This is a genomic window from Zooshikella harenae (assembly GCF_018837975.1).
Lineage (GTDB): Bacteria > Pseudomonadota > Gammaproteobacteria > Pseudomonadales > Zooshikellaceae > Zooshikella > Zooshikella harenae.
On sequence record NZ_JAGSOY010000081.1, the window covers coordinates 1 to 18,840 of the forward strand.

An 18,840-nucleotide genomic window follows, 5' to 3' on the forward strand; every position below is an offset into this window, starting at 1 on the left:
ACGGTATTACACTGCTACAATAGCTCATCAAATAACAAAACAGTGCTATAAGGTGGGCAAAAATTTAAAGCAGCAAAGTTGATTTGTTTCTTACAAAGTAGACCCTGTAAAAACGTCAGTTATCCAATGCTCTGCAGATAACTGACGTAATATACTCTAATTTTAAATTAACTTTTTATAGCTAATTATCTTTGCTCAGCATAAACATTGCTTAGTGATTGAACAGTGATTGAAGCACCTTGGCTATCTTGAACACTGTCAGCATTGATCCATACTAGCTGTTGGCCATTTCCTTGCATGTTCCAAGCAATTGACTGAGAGTCTGATTTTTCAACTTGGACCAAGCCTTGTGAAGAGCCTGCATACTTAATGACTACGTTGGGGTCAACCACACTATTTACGATTTTAACTTCTGCTTGATGCTCTGCAAATTGTACAGAAATAAACTGATTAATATTGCTTTGAATTTGGGCAGCATACCAATGAGACTCAGGCACTGCATAGTAGCGAGTGAACTTATTAAAGCTATGGCGGTCACCGTCCAGTGGAAGCTGTCTGTTTTCGATACCTTGAGTATTTATTGGCATTTTAACACTACCAATAAATGCTTGAATTTTTGCACCAGGGCTGCCTTGTAAAACATTTGCAGAAACTGTATTTGTTTCACTGCCGTCAACGAAACATAATGCTGCTTTACCTTTATTACCAGTAGTGCCTGGTACAGGTACTTGAACAGGTGGTTGGCTGTTTGACCATACGATAGAAACATTAGTATCTGCGTCATTTCCTGCCGCATTATAGAAGAACAAGCAGTAAAGCTGGCCATTGTTTAAATTTCCATTACAAGTGGCAGTTTCACCTTGTCCTAGTGTAATAAGTTGTCCTTCATTCCAATTGGTGCTCATGATTCCCTCGTTAACCTAAATATGAAAAAAGTTTTCCTCACGCAGTATCCTTGCGTAAGATAGGAGTAGATAAGTGTCATTTGTTAAAAGTAAGTAATCCTTACCTTCAGAAGAGCTATTGATTCATATACCCTAAGGGTATAGGTGGGGTTATCAATTGACTCCATGACTTTGAATGACACGATAGAACTATAGCAATAAATTTTAGGTGTGCTGAAAAAAAATAAAAAAAATTGTTCCCCTTCTATTTATTTCAGTACTGTTTCCTGATTAGAGTAAACAAGTTAATTTAAAAATAATATTTATTTCCATAAGCACTAAGTAATCACTTTAAATACTCGTTGGGGTTTGTATCAGGGTAATCGCATATAACTTTACCTTTATAAACGTCATTTTCTAAAAAACCTTTGTTCAACGTCTACATAATGACTTTCAAACACGCGGTGAATCCTTTCCTGTAGGCTTGCTTGCCGGATTTATTTTTAGAGGTGTCCATATATATTTTTGCTAGTATGGTAAAGCAGTAAATTATGCTTTGTTAATATGGTTTTAAATGAAATAAGTTGTTAACTTACTACTTGTTTTTCTGTTAATTAAATCGATCAGTATAGCAAGTTTGTAGTGAGTTGTAACAGGGTGATTAGCCTGTATTAAACGTGAAATAGTTTGAACCAGTTTTTAATAGAATTAAATTACTGTTCTCATGGTTTGTTTTTTTGTAACTAATGACAAAATACTAAATGTGACTTAGTTTGAAAAAAAGTTTTGTATATTTAGGATATTCTTTTTAAATCAGTGTGTTACAGGTTTGTTAATATATTACTGTATAATGATATGGAATTAAAAAGTGAGTTTAAAAATAATTTACTATTAGGGAGAGGGTGTAATTTGTTTTAGGATCGAATTGAAACAAAAATATAACTAAGTTTTAAGGGGACTGTGATGTTAAATAAGAAGCAGCTTGTCTGCGCTATACAGCGTAGGCTGTGGACTTCTCTGCAAGTTGGTATTATAGGTGTTTCCCTCTTTAACTATCTTTCCGCAACGGCAAGTGTTGAATATAACCAATATGATGAATTACCGGGTTACTTAATCACTCAAAAGCAAATAGCAACAGTATCTTCACCCAGTGAATTCACAACAAGTTTTGCACAAAATGCAAATTGGCAAACCGTTTCGGCGTATAGTGTTGATGACTTAAAACAAACTCAATTAGTTATTGTTAATACCTCGAACTATTTAAGTAAAGATGAAATTAATCTTGCCAGAACTGCCTATCGTATGGGTAAAACAGTTATTATTGATAATACTACAGTTGTCAATAATAGCACTGTATCACAGACCGTTGCAGAGATTATTGGTATTGGTTTGACGGATCCTATTGTCGCTGTTCGTAGAACTAATGGGAAAGCTGAGTATAAATCTCTTTCTGTTAATAATGAACTTTCCACTGGAGAACAAAAAGAGTATCTAATAACAGAAGTTAAAAATATTATTTCTACCTGGGATAATGTCGGCAACGAGACAAAGTCAAGTAGTGAGAAAAGATCAAAACGGACAAAGAGAAGTGCGTTAGCTTATAGCAGTGTAGCAGCATCTAGCAGTGAAGGAACCAAGTATCGTCCTGAGGTTACCATTCCATTAGAGTTTAGACATGTTGGCTTTAAGTGTCGTGTAGGGGATGAATTTGAAGGAAATGGTTTTACGAATAATGCTACCTGGAACAGCACGATTGAAGATGCCTGTGATGGCAAAGCCAGTGTTTCGTTATTTTATAACATTGATTTTGTGAGGTCAGTACCATTTAACGGTGGTGGAGACAATAATGCGGATAATGCTAAATATGTTCGTATCACATTAAATCCTGGTGATGGCAGCTCAAGTGGAGGTTCTGCAAGCGGTGGCGCTGGATGGCATTTGGTGGATAAACCAACGCATAAACATACTTGGTTTGAGAGTTGGACAAATCGTATTACGTGGTTTGGTCCTGTTGCTATAGATTATGGTGTGGAAGTGATTCCTAGTGATAATGATGTACACCTTTATCACACAACACCGAATAACAAGCCAAAAGAGTCGGAAATTCGTGAAATAACAGGAATAACCATCGGAGTTGAAGCAGGAGGTAAAGCTGAAGTTGGTGAAAAAGGTCCTACTGTTGGTGTGGATGCCAAAGGAAGCTTTAGTTACAACAGTCAACGCTGGGTTGCATATAAAGCCTATGAATACACCATAGAGAATCAGTCGAGAGCAGGTAGCCAAGACCGAGCAAAATGGGTTTGGGATCGTAAATTTGAGGAGGATAGTGAGAACTGGCGAGTTCATGGTACTTGTGCATTATGGTGTAGTGACTGGTTCTTTAAAGACAGTTCTTTTACCGCAGCATCTTACGCAAATTATAAGCCTGGTTTCAGTGCTACTTTCAGGGTTCCAGCAGATAAGCGGGGTCAATCAAGGTTTACGATTAATAATCGAATTACTGTGGCTGCGTTGGGTGGGCGAGTTCAGTATGCAGGTTTGGCCCAAGTATATACTCCCTGGGCATATAAGGGCTCAAAGTATACATTACCTAAAGTCTTTACAGTAAACTGGGATGCACCTGTATTTGAGCCAGAAATAAATGTCTCAATTGAGGCCTATAAATATGCTAGCAGTAATGGAATTTGCTTGGATGTACAAGGTAACTCGACTGAAAACGGTGCTTCTGTAACTGGGTATACCTGCCACTATGGTAATAATCAATTATGGGGGCTTGATCAGTACCAGCGTTATAAATCTCGGGTAGCAGCAGATAGATGTTTAACTGCGGAGAATGACAATACTTTGACAGTAAAAAGTTGTTCAGCCGCTGCAAACCAGAAGTGGCGTTGGGAAGGTGACTCCTTGAAGAGTGAACTTGGGGACAAATCTCTGGCAATAGTTGATGGCCAAGTCAAATTGGTTAATAAAGAAGATTCTCAGCAATACAAAAACTGGAAAAACTATGTCAGAAATATTGAGCCTGAAAGAGTGATGACAGTAAATTATTAATAGTTCATTACAAGTAAGAAAAAGCGTGAAACAAAAATGGGGCATTAATGCCCCATTTTTATAAGACTTGTAGTTTATTTTTCATCCCAAGCCATTTTCCAGTGAGAACCAATTCCAGGCTCGAAGTTATTCGATGTACTGGTCCATTGTTTGCAGTAGCCACTATATGGAAAAGGTTTACATTGGTAGACTTTACCATTTTTTGGCTGGAGCACTGTTGAGCCTGCTTTATAGTTGCTTACCCCTTCAGGAAAAGAGTAATCGTAATCACCTTTTTGCCCATCATCATCTGGGTCCGTAGAATCGTTGACCAGTTTAAACTGGTAAGTTTGTTGCACCAAAGAAAATGTTTTCGTTTTAATGACAAGCGTGTAGTTACCAGGATGGGCATTTTTTATGTTAATCACAACACTTTCAGTACTGTTGTTAACAGCCGTTGAACCAAAGGCTACTTGTGCATTATTTTTATCAAATACAAGATAATCAACAGTGAGCTTTTCTGTACTGGTCAGGGTGAAGTCAACATTCGCTTCATTGTTTTGAATAATATAGTTATCTTTTATTCCACCTACATTAACTTGTGGATCGGGCTTTTGGTCTTTAATGACTTGTACTTCAGCACGACGGATATCAGTTGTCTGAAGAGCATAAATATTATTCTGGCCCTTTGTCGGGACTATTTTGCCATCTTTACCGAGTTGACCGGCTGCAAGGGATTTATGTTGATGATTGATTTCTGTGGCAAGTAAATGAGGCCAGTTATTTTTTTGGCCTTCGTTGGCAGAGTTTATGGTAATAGAGGTTGTTAAATTAGCTTGCTCTCCTTCTTTATTAAAAAAGCGAGCTTTAACCTGGTCTCCTGATTGAAGATTCATTGTCGGATTAATATCACCAATATCTTGCCATTGAGTATCGGGTACATCTGGATCAGGATTTCCTTTGCCGGAAATATTAACATCAATTGCTTGATAGAAACTATTAACCGTATCCCCCACATCCCAGACTGCGAGAATAACATGGTATCCATTACGCTCAGGAACATTACAGTCATGTGTGACATCAACGGGTGGGCGAGATTGGTTGCCGTCGATTGAGCAAAAAGGCGTTGCATCAAAAGAACTTCTAGTCAAAGCTTGATTGGGATTCCAGTCACTTTTAGTAATGAAGTATCGCCAGTCTCGTGTCGCATGATTAGCCGTAAAATGCCAGGAGAATTTATTTAAACCTGGTTTAATAGCGCTTTTATGCCAACGAGTGGCAGTCTGTTCATCTAGCTGGGAAAACTGGCTTAGTCCTGCACTTGCTATTTTCCCATCAGCAGGACCAGATTCTGGGTAACGGTCAGGGCCTTCAACACTTTGAGGTTCCCATTGAACTGGGCCACAATTTACATTTTGACCAAGCTTACATTTGTAAGACCTGGATTCAGGGGAAGAAACATAACCATGAGCCATGACGCCCTGAGCTATAAACAGGTAGCTAATTAATGCAATTTTCGTTAATGGTGGCGATAAAAGAGAGTGTTGCTTACGCATAAGGAAAGCCTCATTTGTTCACTAAAATACAGCAAAGCGAAAGTCTCATGGGGGTAATTAATGTCATTTTTTTACCACTGGGGTATGACTTATCAACCCATAAACATATATGCCCTTTGATAAGGTGTATCACCAGGGCATCATTTGTTTGTGATGAAGACTTAAGTTTTACTGCGAAAAAAGTTGCTATTAAAGTAACTCATCAAGTGCAAAGAAGAATTTGGGTTCACATTTTCAGGTTAATAAATATAAGATTAGGCGAATAAGTTGACATTTATGCTATCGGTTCATGATGAGTATATATTTTTCTACGATACAACTTTACATCTGTTTATATATGCAATAAATGTTTCATAATTATGGCGGTGTTTTTCACAATATTCTTTGAATAAGTCATCATAATTAACAACTTGTTGTTTATATTAAATAACTTTGACTTAGTTATAAGACGAGTGTGACATAATTCAAGATGAATGGAGACAGATATTTTGCGTCATAGGCTATGTATTAACATACTGTGAAAAACCACATGAAAAGCCGCTATGCTTATATATGCCTAGGGAGAATTACCTTAAATCTAAATAAGTGCACCTCTAAATATGCACTTTTTTCGTGAAAGCTGTGTCAGCGCTGTACTCGGATCCTCATGTATGCTTTATACACTGCGGTCCTCCGTGCAGTGCTTCCTTGTTCTCACAAAAAAATCACTATTTTTAGATATGCCCATAAGTAGGGTTTATAAAGGAAAACATGGACATACAAGGCTATGGTATTTTGCTGTTTGTCACAATTTTGTTGCAGACAGTTTTTTTACAGAAAGGTATGAGCAGTGAAGTAAATAGTATAACTGAGTCAGATCAACAAGTGAGGGTACTACTTGTTCCCAATAAGGAGGCTAAGTTATCCAGCCAAATGAATGGTCGTATTGCAGAATTCAAAGTAAAGGAAGGAGAATCATTTAAAAAAGATGACAAACTAGTGACATTTGATTGTGATGAGCCATTAGCCAATTTAAAGTCAACTAAAGCTCAGTATGAAATTGCTAAAAAAACCTATCAAATTCAAAAGAAGCTAAATAAATTATCAGCAGGTAGTCGTTTGGATCTAGCTATTGCTGCTGCAGAAGTTGATAAATCAGAAGCTATGTATGCTTATAATCAGGTTATGGTTAAGCATTGTACCATTTATGCGCCATTTGATGGGTGGGTAGTAGAAAAGATAGTGAACGAACATGAAAATGTTACTTATGGCACACCGCTTATTTCTATCATTGATAATGAGCCTCTAAAGTTAGACCTCTTTGTTCCTTCTGGATGGTTGAACTGGCTTAGTGTGGGTAAACACTTTCAACTTACCATTGATGAAACAAGAAAGAACTATCAGGCGGTCATCAAAAAAATTATACCTAAAGTGGATTCTGCCAGTCAGACGGTTGCGGTTAAAGCATTAATTGATAATCATCAGCCACTAGAACTTATTGCTGGTATGAGTGGCACAGCCTATTTTCCAAAAGGAGAACGCTAGCTTTGAAATAACATAAGGAGGTGCCCCCTTAAACGGACTGTTACAAGGATAGAGTATGGATACTCCGAAAGTTCAGTTGAATAAAGAAGCTCAACGGCTAAATCAAATCAAAGAGACAACGGATGACCATAAGTTTCAACGTCTTTTAGAGTTACTCTCTTTAGAAAGTGAGTTGAGACTGTTAGAAAAAAAAGTGGATTTATATTTCACCATTAGTAATGAAACCATTCGTCTCGTTCCTTATGATCAGTCTGTCGTATTTACATGTCAACAGGCTCATCCGAGCAAAAAAAGTAATAAAAATCCGATTTATTCATTTTCTGCGGTAACTGTTTCATCTCTGTCAACAATTGATAAGGAATCTCCATTTATTATCTGGCTTCATACTGTCATATACCATGTTGCCAAACATTACTCATTGACTGAGCTTCTTGAAATTAATCCAGGTATGTTAAGTGATGATTTAAGGAGTGAATGGTGCCACTGGTGCCCGGGGCATGTTTTGTGGTGTCCTTTACTTGATAAAGAGAAGCGATTATTGGGTGGCGTATGGTTGATTAGAAGAGCACTATGGGAGCAAAACGATAAAGTAATACTTACAAGGTTAATGGAGGCTTATGCATATACATGGCAAGTTTTATCCCCAAAGCACTCTTTTCAACAACAGATTAAGCGTATTGTAGCCGGTCGGAAAAAGTGGATCGCTTTAGCCCTGTTAATGATTAGTATTATTCCTGTTCGCTTAAGTGTTTTAGCTTCTGCCCAGGTGGTAGCTCGTCAGCCAATATTAGTGACAGCCCCTCTGGAAGGCGTTATTAAAGAAATAATGGTGCAACCTAATCAGAATGTCGCTAAGGGGGATCTTCTTTTTACATTAGATGACACAGTCATTCGGAATCAGCACAGCTTAGCACTTAAAGCTTATGATGTTGCGCGAGCTAACTATATGAGGGCTAGTCAACAAGCATTTGCAGATGTACGAAGTAAAGCTGAATTAGCGGTTTTAAAGGCAACACTTGCAGAGAAAAAAGCAGAAGCTGATTATCAGCAGGCTTTAATGGAACGAATTAGAATAGTTGCTCAACATAGTGGTGTTGTCGTTTTTAGTGATCCTAATGAATGGATTGGTAAGCCCGTTGTTGTGGGTGAAAAAATTATGACGATTGCAGATATTCATGATACATGGTTGGATATCTGGTTGCCTGTTGACGACGCCGTTAATTTAGAGTCAGGTGCGCCATTAAGATTATTTTTGAATGTCGACCCTTTGAATTCAATTCCTGCTAAATTGGAGCAAACCAGCTACGAGGCTGAACTATCACCCAAAGATATACTTGCTTATCGCTTAAAAGCAAGTTTTCAATCTGATGAACAATTACCCAGACTGGGCTTGAAAGGTGTAGCAAAAATATATGCTGAATATGTTCCGTTAGTGTATTACATTTTTCGAAGGCCACTTTCAGAAGCCAGGCGTTGGTTTGGTTTGTAATGGATGATAATAAGCTCGATTTAAACAGTCTCTTGCCTGAGCTTCGTCAGGAGCTACAGTTATTGCCTGGACCCAGAACGAAAACAGGTGAGCCATCATGGACTTTGCATGATCCTGTTAGTCAACGGTTTTTTTATATTGGTGAGTGTGAGTTTATCTTACTCAGGCATTGGCATCATCGGCAGATAGCTGAAGTATTAATGCGTTGTAATGAAAATAACAAAAAATGTTATGAACTAGCAGATATAGAAAAACTGCTCGTTTTTTTGTATAAAAATGAGCTACTTAAAGTTCTGGATAAAAAGACTAATCGAGTTCTTGTTGATCGTTATTTTGCTATGAATAAGGGCTGGAAAAGCTGGTTAGTTAGAAACTATTTGTTTTTTAGAGTTCCACTTATTAGGCCTGATCGCTTTTTAACTGCAACATACCCCTATATTCGTCATCTTTTTACCACAAGAATGCTTATCTTTTTTGGGATGCTGACCATATTTGGCATATTGTTAGTATTGCGTCAACTTGATTACTTTATTCATAGTTTTAGTTATTTATACAGTATTTCTGGAGCATTAACGTTTTTTATTACCTTGAGCTGTATTAAAGTCGCTCATGAGTTTGGTCATGCTTATGCTTGTAAGCACTTTGGTCTAAAAGTACCTTCAATGGGGGTGGCATTCATGGTGCTATGGCCAGTGTTATATACTGATGCTACAGAGGCATGGAAACTAAGTAAAAGAAATCAGAGAATTAAAATCGGTGTTGCAGGGGTTGCCACAGAATTAGCCATTGCGGGCGTTGCCACGTTTGTGTGGAGCTTCCTTCCTGAGGGTGGTTTAAAATCTGTTATGTTTATCGTGGCAACAACTACCTGGGTTTTTAGCTTGTTGATTAATTTAAACCCATTTATGCGTTTTGATGGTTATTATGTTTTAGTCGATATACTGGATACGCCAAATTTGCAACCCCGATCTTTTGCGTTAGCAAAGTGGTGGCTGCGAGAATTACTCTTTGGCATTAAGGCAGACCCACCAGAGGTTTTTGCTAAAGCTCGGCATTATACCTTGATAACCTATGCTGTTTTTACATGGTGTTATCGATTATTAATATTTTTAGGTATTGCTATTCTGCTTTATAATATTGCGTTTAAATTGTTAGGAATTATCCTATTTATCGTTGAAATTGGCGTTTTGTTAATTAAACCGGTTGTCAATGAAATGAGTATTTGGTGGAAACTTCGACCGCAATTACCTACACGTCGTAAGATCATATTACCCTTGTTTGTGGTTTCGGTACTACTTTTAGCGTGCTTTCCCTGGTTTTCTACCGTTGAGCTACCAGGTATATATGCAGCCACATTGTTCCAGCGTATATATCCACCTGTTGAGGCTCAAATGAGTCAAGTAGCCATTAAACACGGACAACAAGTAAAAGCGGGTGATGAATTATTTCGTTTATCAACACCTAATCTGTATTATGAAATTAAACGCGCTGAAGCTCGTCATTCTATGTTACAACTTGTATTGAAACGCAGTGGTTCCACCCCTGAGATGTTAAATACCACTTCGGTGATTGCTCAGCAGTTGGCGGAGGTTGAGAGCAAGCTTCAAGGTTTAACAGAAAAGCAAGAGAAACTATCTATACAAGCGACAATGGATGGAGAAATACTACAATTAAAAGACGGTCTGGTGAAAGGTACTTGGGTTAACTCAAAGCAGCAGATAGCATTATTAGTTAATGTTCAAAGTGGAATGATTGAGGCATATGTTCCTGAGAGAGACCTTAAAAAAATCATCCAAGGTGCTTCAGCTAGGTTTTATCCTGATATACCTGAGTTAGCACCTATTGATTGTGAGGTAACATCAATTAGTTTGATACATAGCCACTCACTTGATGCTCCCTATCTTGCATCTATTTATGGTGGGGATATTCCTGTTAGAATCGAGAATAATGGCACGCTTGTTAATGAAGAAGCATTATTTCGTATTAAATTGAAACCAATGCAGTCATTACCTTCTAAGTTAGAGCATATCATTAGGGGGCAGGTTTCTGTTGAGGTGAGTTCTTATAGTATGGTTGAATCATTTATTAATCATATTTTGCAAGTTTTTATCAGGGAAACAAGCTTTTAATTTTACAGTTTTAAGGATTGTATACCCAATACGAAGGGCTTTTAAGGGGGCCGTCAAGTGATGAAGTCCCAGGGCAAGTTTACTACTGTGAAACTTGCGGTAGTCACTTATTAATATAACAGCGCTGCTGGGCGGTTATATTAATAAGTGACTGGGGTGGCAGTTAAATGCTCCTACATAAACTACATTCACATCATCCTTGGTGTTCAAGAACACTGACAACAAACCCTAAAAGTGATTTGTGAAGGGTATAACTACTCAAGGTTTGCTTTATACACGGCATTTCATTAGATTCTGGTCTTCCTTTATATAAAAAAATCCATTGTTATTACAGTATAGCAGTACTGGCTTTCCGTACTTTTTATAAATTTATTTTTAGAAAGCTTCTCTTTGATGCTAAGTCATAGGCAAAAAAAATATTCGCACTATACTTACGTATATTACGTGATTACCAAATGTTATACCTTACTGCCACAGCAAAGTGCATGCATCTGTGGAGGTATTAAAACAAAAAGACTAATACTGGAGAAGTAATGGTTAATTCAATGGATCTGAATGGGCTCTCCAAAGGAATATCACTTCGTCCGGCGACCTCTTCTGATAAATACTTTATTAACACATTATACCGTTCAACGCGTGATGACTTGCGATTAATTGATGGCGATGAAGATTTTGTGGAAACCCTTATTGAGCAGCAGTGCCATGCCCAAACGGTAGGATATGGGGAAATGTTTCCACACGCTTTCTATTTTATTATCGAAAAGCAACAGCAATCCATTGGTCGAGTTACACTTGATTTTTCAAATGAAGCTGTACATGTCGTAGATATTGCATTTATTCCTGAAGCAAGAAATAAAGGTTATGGAGAAAGTGTATTAAAAGCGTTGCAATTAGCCGCAGTCAAAAGCTGCTCACCTCTGGTTCTCAGTGTACATCAAGGCAACTGGGCGGCTAAAAGGCTGTACAAAAAATTAGGGTTTATCGTTGATGGTTTTTATCCGCCGTATGAACGAATGGCATGGTATCCAACCACTAAGGAGATGATGGCTTAAAACATTCGTAAAAGGTTTATATCCAATTGATGGGTATATTGAAACAATACAAAAAAGGAAGTGAGCTTATGTCTGAACCGTTTATTAGCCAGATAAATATGTTTGGGTTTGATTTTGCGCCTAGAACCTGGGCAAAGTGTGATGGGCAAAACTTACCTATTTCCAATAACCCTAGTCTGTTTTCATTATTAGGTGTTGCTTACGGTGGTGATGGTCGTACTACGTTTGGTTTACCTAATTTGCAAGGTCGTGTACCTATGCATATGGGAAATGGCTATCGAATAGGTGACAAAGGAGGTGTTGAAACGGTGAGGTTAACCGTCGAAAACTTACCCCATCATACGCATCAAATGCAAGCCAATAGCCAACCAGCAGAAACTAATGAGCCAAGTAATCATGTATTAGCGATGGAGCCTAGTGGTAAAAATATATATGGTCCAGCCGCTAATTTAGTGGAAATGGGAAATTCGTTAATGGCGATTGGAGGTGGTGAAGCCCATTTTAATATGCAGCCATCACAAGTGATTAATTTTTGTATTGCGCTGACAGGTTTATTTCCTCCAAGGAGCTAATGGGAATTCCTAAAAATGTATTTTTCCTCGATAACTATGTTAGCACTGTACTCAATCCCTTATGCATTCCTTATACATTGTGGCTTTCCGTATAGTGCTGACTTGCTATCATGAGAAATTATTATTTTTAGAGGTACTTATCCCTTATAGCAACAATACTCAATCAAATTACGAAAGGAATTGAATGATGGCTGAGCCCTTTATTGGAGAAATTAGAATCTTTGCTGGTAACTTTGCTCCTGTGCATTGGGCATTTTGTGATAATAACCTGATCCCTGTTACTGAAAATGGTGCTTTATTTTCACTGCTTGGAAACCGTTATGGTGGGGATGGTAGAAGCACCTTTGCTTTACCAGATATGCGTGGTCGCTTACCCGTAAACCAAGGCACAGGGTCAGGATTAACATCTCGCAGTATTGGTGAACGTATGGGGGTAGAGGAAATCACTCTGACAATCCCGCAAATGCCTGCTCACACTCACCAGTTACAAGGAAGTAATAATACGGCAGATAGTATAGAACCCCAAAGTCGAGTACTGGCAAATGGACAACCGATTTTTTCATCTACACATGCCAATTTAGTCGCCATGTCGCCAAGCCAGGTGGGTAATACTGGAGGAAATCAACCTCATAATAATGTTATGCCATTTTTATGTGTCAATTTTATTATGGCGTTACAGGGTATTTATCCCCAACGGAATTAATTTTATTAGCAGGAGCTTCAAGTTATGGCTGAACCATTTATTGCACAAATTCAACTATGGGGTTGTAATTATGCACCTCGAGGGTGGGCATATTGTGATGGTGGGTTACTATCAATAGCAGAAAATACTGCGCTGTTTTCTTTGATTGGGACTACTTATGGTGGCGATGGTCGCACTACAATGGGGATTCCTAATCTGCAAGGACGTGCCCCAATGCACCCAGGAAATGGCCCAGGACTCACACCCAGATTACTTGCAGAAAGAGGAGGATCAGAAGAAGTCTTATTAACCCAAGCCACCATGCCAAAGCACACCCACCAGATGTATGCTGAAGATGCTGATGCAGAAGAAACGGAAACTGTAGCAGATTATTTAGCAAGAGGAGGCACACCTGGTCGAGGTGGTCGTTTTTATCCTATTGATACCTATAATGATCCAGAAAATTTAATGCCATTGTCATCATCGTCTTTAACAGAAACAGGACTTGGGCAAGGACATGAAAATAGACAGCCATTTTTAGCTGTGAACTTTTGTATGGCGTTAATGGGTATTTACCCAAATCGAAGCTAAAAGTATTACTCTATATCGAGGGGCTATAACAGTTTTATTTAAGTAATGACTATTTTAAATAGCTTTTTTATAGAGTAAATAGTGTCATAAAAACGTACAGTAAATCCTTATAAACTCTTAGGAGCTTATTGAGGAGTATTGAGGCTTGTACAGGGTGAGTTAGGTATATGGTGAGAATACAGTTTTGACTGTATTCTTCAACCGACTCTGACAGCTTCTTCTAAAAAACTTTGTTATGGCTATATTTTCTATTAAATATTATTAGAAAAAGCTATAAATGTTATGGTCTATAAAAGTATACGTCACAATATATAAATTAATAAGGGACTTGAGAATACTATGCAGGTTGATTCACTCGCCCAGTTAAAACATGATGATTTTAGTAAACATATTAAAGAGAAATTTGTTGTTAGGGATGTCGGTGTTGATTTTTTTATAGAACTTATTGAAGTTAAACAGCTCTACAGAGCGATTAAAAAAGGGGGGAGAGATCAGTTTTCACTACTTTTTAAAGCAGCAGATGAAATACTTTTACCGCAAAAAATGTATCATTTGGACCATGAAGAAATGGGTGTGTTGAATATTTTTTTAGTACCTATAGGTCACGAGCGCCCCGAGGAGCAGGGTAGTCAGGCCTTTTACTTATATGAAGCTATTTTTACGTGAGGTCTTTATATCTGTTTTTTGTTATACATTATTTGTCGAAAAAATGTTAAGGTTTGATGAAAAAAGTCATGATGAAATATTGATGTTTGCTATAAGTAAAGTGATGCATACTTTTTTGTTATTGTTTGTAATATCGTGTTGGGCTAGTATTTAACATAGCCAGGCTAGAGAGGAGTCTTGTGGCCTGGATAAAGTATTGTGTGAAGTCTACTTGGTGTTTGCTAAGAATATTTGTGTTGAATACCACTATTTTGGAGCGATTTAGATGTAAGTTTAAATCTTTGCATGGATGCTACTGTGAAAATTATCTTTATATATAAGTTATTTTGCTGTGTTTTGTGTAGTGATGTAGTTTATTTTTATATATAAATTATTTTTTGTTCTATTTTTATATTACTGCCAATCAAAATGATGATGGCTTAATGACACTATCAAAGTAGAGCAGAGTTACACGTTTGTGCGTGTCGTACAGTTGACGCATGAGATTTTAATAGACTGGATTGTCTAGTCGATTAGCGAAATTTGCAGGAGCACTAAACCATGCAACTTAAATGTCAGCATAGTTCTTCCTATCGTTCTCTTATTCATAAATATTTCAAACATGGTTTACGTAACAGCGCTAACGCTATCTTACGCAAAAAATCTTCTTATTCGTCTTCATTGCCTACTCAAGATCCTTCCCTACATAGTGTCTCATCTGCTTCCTGTTTAATTGCGCTGGAGAAGCGATTTTTATTTGATGGTGCTGCAGCTGCAACAACGGCAGATACTGTAGATTCAAATGAAAACACTACAGAGATAAATGCAGAAAACAGCATCTCAGAAGAATTAGCTCAAGCACTTGCGCAGCCAGCCACAACTAATAACGATGAGACGGAAAGTGCTGAAGAGCAATCTGATGAAAATAAAGTTGTTATCTTTATTGATAGTCGTGTTGCTGACTATCAGTCTTTAATGGAAGGGTTGGATGAGTCTGTTGATGTTGTCATTATTCAAGAGCAGCAAAATGGTTTGGCGCAAATGGCTAATGCGCTGGCTGAATATAGTAATTTAGATGCCATTCACGTTGTTTCACATGGTGATGATGGTCAGCTGCAATTAGGGAACGTTACTGTTTCTGCAGATAATATTGCAAATTATAGTCAGTACTTGTCGGATATTGGTGCTGCGCTTACACAACAGGGTGATATTTTACTGTACGGCTGTGACGTTGGGAAGGGTTCAGCAGGTGAAGCCTTTGTTCAGGCACTTGCAGATTTTACAGATGCTGACATTGCAGCATCAACGGATGATACGGGAGGTGACGCATTAGGCGGTAACTGGAATTTAGAATACTCCACTGGCGATGTATCCAATGATTCTCCCTTTGATTCGGATATGCTTGCATCTTATGACTATTTAATGGCACTGCCCATTTCTAGTGATCAGACAACTAATTATGATGGGTTAGGACTTGGGGATACAGCAGTTATTGCTAATGGCACAGTCATTGATGATATTTCTTATGATGGTTGGCGATTTAATGGATTTGGCGGCGAAACGGGTATTTATGCTCATGAGGGAAGTTTAACCAATGATGTGAATACCACAGGCACGCGTTTTTATACCAGTGATAGCTCTAATTTTAAATTTACCAGTATTGATTATGTGATTGATACTGCAGGTAATCCTGCCAATGCGGGCATCACTTTTTATGGGTTTAGAGATAATGTCCAGGTTGAATCCCAAAACTTTAATGCAGCGGATACCAGTTCTGGTACCTGGACTTTAAACTGGGGATCCGTTGATGAAGTTAAAGTTACTGCTAACACCCACTGGATCTTCATGGACAATTTAAAAGTAGGGGCTGAAATTCCAGCAAATGCAACTCCTGCCATTTCTGTCAATGATTCAAACTTGGCTTACACCGAAGGTAATGCAGCCACTCAGGCAGATAGTGCTGCAACTGTCAGTGATGCTGATGGTGATGCAGAATGGAATGGTGGCTCTCTTTCTGCGCAAATTACTAGTAATGCTGAGGCAGGTGACAGAATCAGTATTGTTGACAGTGATGGTGATGGCACGGCTATCACCATTAGTGGAACGAATATCTTTGCCAATGGTGTTGATATTGGTGATTTAAGTGCTAGTGGAGGTATTGTCACTGGTGGCACTAAGCTAACCATTACCTTTGATGCCGATGCCACAAATGCCAATGTGCAGGAAGTGCTACAGTCTATTCGTTATGACTCAACCACTGATGATCCTGGTACTAATAACAGAGTCATTACTTTTACGGCCACAGATAGCAGTGCGGCAAGCGGGTCTGATACCCGAACCGTGGTTATGACGGCAGTAAACGATGAGCCTACCTTAACCGCCAATGCCAGTGACCCAACCTTTACGGAAGGTGGTGCAGCTGCCAGTTTATTTAGTGGCACCAATATCAGTACGGTCGAGTCTGGGCAAACGGTCAGTGGCTTAACCTTTACTGTTACCAATGTGACTAATGGCAGCAATGAGCGTGTCAATGTTGATGGCACTACCATTGTGCTCACTCATGGCACCAATGGTACAACAGCGAGTAACAGCTTAAATTACAGCGTCAGTGTCATCGGTACAACGGCTACCATATCATTAACTGGCGGTACTTTGTCGGCAGCAGCTGCACAAACCATGGTGGATAATATGAGTTACCAGAATAACAGTAACTCGCCAAGCACCAGCAACCGCGTGGTGACCTTAACCAGTGTTCAGGATAGCGGTGGTACGGCTAATGGCGGTGATAATACAGGCTCATTAGCGATCGCTTCCACGGTTACTGTGGTACAAAACAACGATGAGCCGACCTTAACTGCCAATGGTAGTAACCCCACCTTTACCGAAGGGGGGGCAGCTGGCAGTCTGTTTAATGGCACCAGTATCAGTACGGTAGAAGCAGGGCAAACTATTAAAGGGCTGACGTTTACAGTAACGAACGTTACCAATGGTAGTAGTGAAATCATCAATATTGATGGAACGGCGATTGTGTTGACCCATGGCACAAGTGGTAGCACCGCAACCAATAGTTTGAACTACAGCGTGATGGTCATTGGCACGACAGCGACGTTTTCCTTGACTGGGGGCACGCTGTCTACTGCCGCGACTCAAACCATGATAGACAATATGAGCTATCAAAATAACAGCAATACCCCCAGCACCAGCAACCGGGTAGTGACCTTAACCAGTATCCAAGACAGTGGTGGTACTGCCAATGGGGGCGATGATACAGCTTCTGTTGCTATTGCTTCGACGGTTACCGTAGTTGGAGTCAATGATGAGCCCACCTTAACCGCTAATGCCAGCAATCCGACCTTTACCGAAGGCGGAGCAGCCGCCAGCCTGTTTAATGGCACTAGTATCAGTACCGTAGAAGCGGGTCAAACCATCACTGGACTGAGCTTTACTATCACCAATGTCACCAATGGTAGTAATGAACGAATCAATATTGATGGTACCACCATTGTGCTGACCCATGGCACTAACGGTAGCACAGCTGGGAATAGCTTGAATTACAGTGTGATGGTGATTGGTACTACCGCTACCGTGACCATGACGGGTGGCAATATGTCTACTGCGGCAACCCAAACCATGATTGATAACATGAGTTACCAGAATAACAGTAACTCACCTAGCACCAGTAACCGGGTGGTGACGTTAACCAGTATTCAAGACAGTGGCGGTACCGCCAATGGCGGTGATAACACTGGTTCATTAGCCGTTGCCTCAACGGTTACCGTAGTGCAAAACAACGATGAGCCGACCTTAACTGCCAATGGCAGCAACCCCACGTTTACTGAGGGTGGCGCAGCTGGCAGTCTGTTTAACGGCACCAGTATCAGTACCGTGGAAGCGGGCCAAACCATCAAGGGCTTCACCTTTACCGTGTCCAATGTGGCCAATGGCATTAATGAAGTGATCAATATTGATGGCACCGCGATTGTATTGACTCATGGCACCAGTGGTAGTACGGCGGGCAATAGCTTGAGTTATAGCGTCACGGTGGTGGGTACGACAGCGACTGTGGCGTTGACCGGCGGCACCATGTCTACCGCGACCACACAAACCCTGATTGATAACATGAGTTATCAAAACAACAGTAATACGCCCAGTACCAGTAATCGGGTAGTGACTCTCACTAGTATTCAGGATAGTGGTGGCACCGCTAATGGCGGGGATGATACGGCGTCGATCTCAGTGGCCTCGACCGTGACGGTGGTGGGAGTTAATGATGAACCGACCTTAACCGCCAATGCCAGCAACCCAACCTTTACCGAGGGTGGAGCAGCCGCCAGCCTGTTTACCGGTACCAATATTAATACCGTGGAATCCGGGCAAAACATCACTGGATTAAGCTTTACCATTACCAATGTCACCAATGGCAGTAACGAGCGCATTAATATCGATGGTACCACCATTGTGCTGACCCATGGCACCAATGGCAGCACCGCAGGCAATAGCTTGAATTACAGTGTGATGGTGATCGGCACCACTGCCACTGTGACCATGACCGGGGGTAACCTGTCAGTCGCGGCGGCCGAAACCATGATCGATAACATGAGTTACCAGAACAACAGTAACTCGCCCAGCACCAGTAACCGAGTAGTGACCTTAACCAGCATCCAGGATAGTGGCGGTACCGCTAAT

12 protein-coding genes are annotated in these 18,840 nt (G+C 39.7%); 10 read left to right on the forward strand and 2 right to left on the reverse strand.

Features of this window, described 5'->3' with window-relative positions; all coding sequences use genetic code 11:
- Positions 1-185: 185 nt before the first annotated feature.
- The gene (locus KCG35_RS20560; RefSeq protein WP_215821741.1) at positions 186-905 is read right to left on the reverse strand and encodes a hypothetical protein; all 720 of its coding nucleotides are present in this window, start codon (positions 903-905) and stop codon (positions 186-188) included.
- 942 nt (positions 906-1,847) lie between these two features.
- Between KCG35_RS20560 and KCG35_RS20565 the strand changes: the two genes are divergently transcribed.
- On the forward strand, positions 1,848-3,935 hold the full coding sequence (locus KCG35_RS20565; protein ID WP_215821742.1) for a leukocidin family pore-forming toxin: 2,088 nt from the start codon (positions 1,848-1,850) through the stop codon (positions 3,933-3,935).
- Between the two features lie 74 nt (positions 3,936-4,009).
- Here KCG35_RS20565 and gbpA read toward each other — a convergent pair whose 3' ends face one another.
- On the reverse strand, positions 4,010-5,470 hold the full coding sequence (gene gbpA / locus KCG35_RS20570; protein WP_215821743.1) for an N-acetylglucosamine-binding protein GbpA: 1,461 nt from the start codon (positions 5,468-5,470) through the stop codon (positions 4,010-4,012).
- Between the two features lie 750 nt (positions 5,471-6,220).
- On the opposite strand from gbpA, the gene KCG35_RS20575 reads away from it, so the two are divergent.
- The 9 genes from KCG35_RS20575 to KCG35_RS20615 all read left to right on the forward strand — a co-directional run.
- Complete coding sequence (locus KCG35_RS20575; protein WP_215821744.1) at positions 6,221-6,994, forward strand: efflux RND transporter periplasmic adaptor subunit; 774 nt, start codon at positions 6,221-6,223, stop codon at positions 6,992-6,994.
- 55 nt (positions 6,995-7,049) lie between these two features.
- The gene (locus KCG35_RS20580; protein WP_215821745.1) at positions 7,050-8,483 is read left to right on the forward strand and encodes an efflux RND transporter periplasmic adaptor subunit; all 1,434 of its coding nucleotides are present in this window, start codon (positions 7,050-7,052) and stop codon (positions 8,481-8,483) included.
- Complete coding sequence (locus KCG35_RS20585) at positions 8,483-10,612, forward strand: site-2 protease family protein (protein WP_215821746.1); 2,130 nt, start codon at positions 8,483-8,485, stop codon at positions 10,610-10,612. Before KCG35_RS20580 ends, KCG35_RS20585 begins: the two co-directional genes overlap by 1 nt.
- A gap of 533 nt (positions 10,613-11,145) precedes the next feature.
- A complete protein-coding gene (locus KCG35_RS20590; RefSeq protein ID WP_230409294.1) occupies positions 11,146-11,664 on the forward strand; it encodes a GNAT family N-acetyltransferase in 519 nt (172 codons plus the stop codon).
- A 68-nt stretch (positions 11,665-11,732) separates the two neighbouring features.
- Complete coding sequence (locus KCG35_RS20595; RefSeq protein ID WP_215821747.1) at positions 11,733-12,236, forward strand: phage tail protein; 504 nt, start codon at positions 11,733-11,735, stop codon at positions 12,234-12,236.
- Positions 12,237-12,420: 184 nt separating this feature from the next.
- Complete coding sequence (locus tag KCG35_RS20600) at positions 12,421-12,939, forward strand: phage tail protein (RefSeq protein ID WP_230409295.1); 519 nt, start codon at positions 12,421-12,423, stop codon at positions 12,937-12,939.
- A 24-nt stretch (positions 12,940-12,963) separates the two neighbouring features.
- Positions 12,964-13,509 (forward strand): phage tail protein, encoded by a 546-nt coding sequence (locus KCG35_RS20605; RefSeq protein WP_215821748.1) that lies wholly within the window; start codon positions 12,964-12,966, stop codon positions 13,507-13,509.
- 339 nt (positions 13,510-13,848) lie between these two features.
- Positions 13,849-14,175: a DUF6916 family protein gene (locus KCG35_RS20610; RefSeq protein WP_215821749.1), complete on the forward strand. Its 327-nt coding sequence runs from the start codon at positions 13,849-13,851 to the stop codon at positions 14,173-14,175.
- Between the two features lie 540 nt (positions 14,176-14,715).
- A partial coding sequence (locus KCG35_RS20615) for a DUF4347 domain-containing protein (RefSeq protein WP_215821750.1) occupies positions 14,716-18,840 on the forward strand: 4,125 nt, incomplete at its 3' end.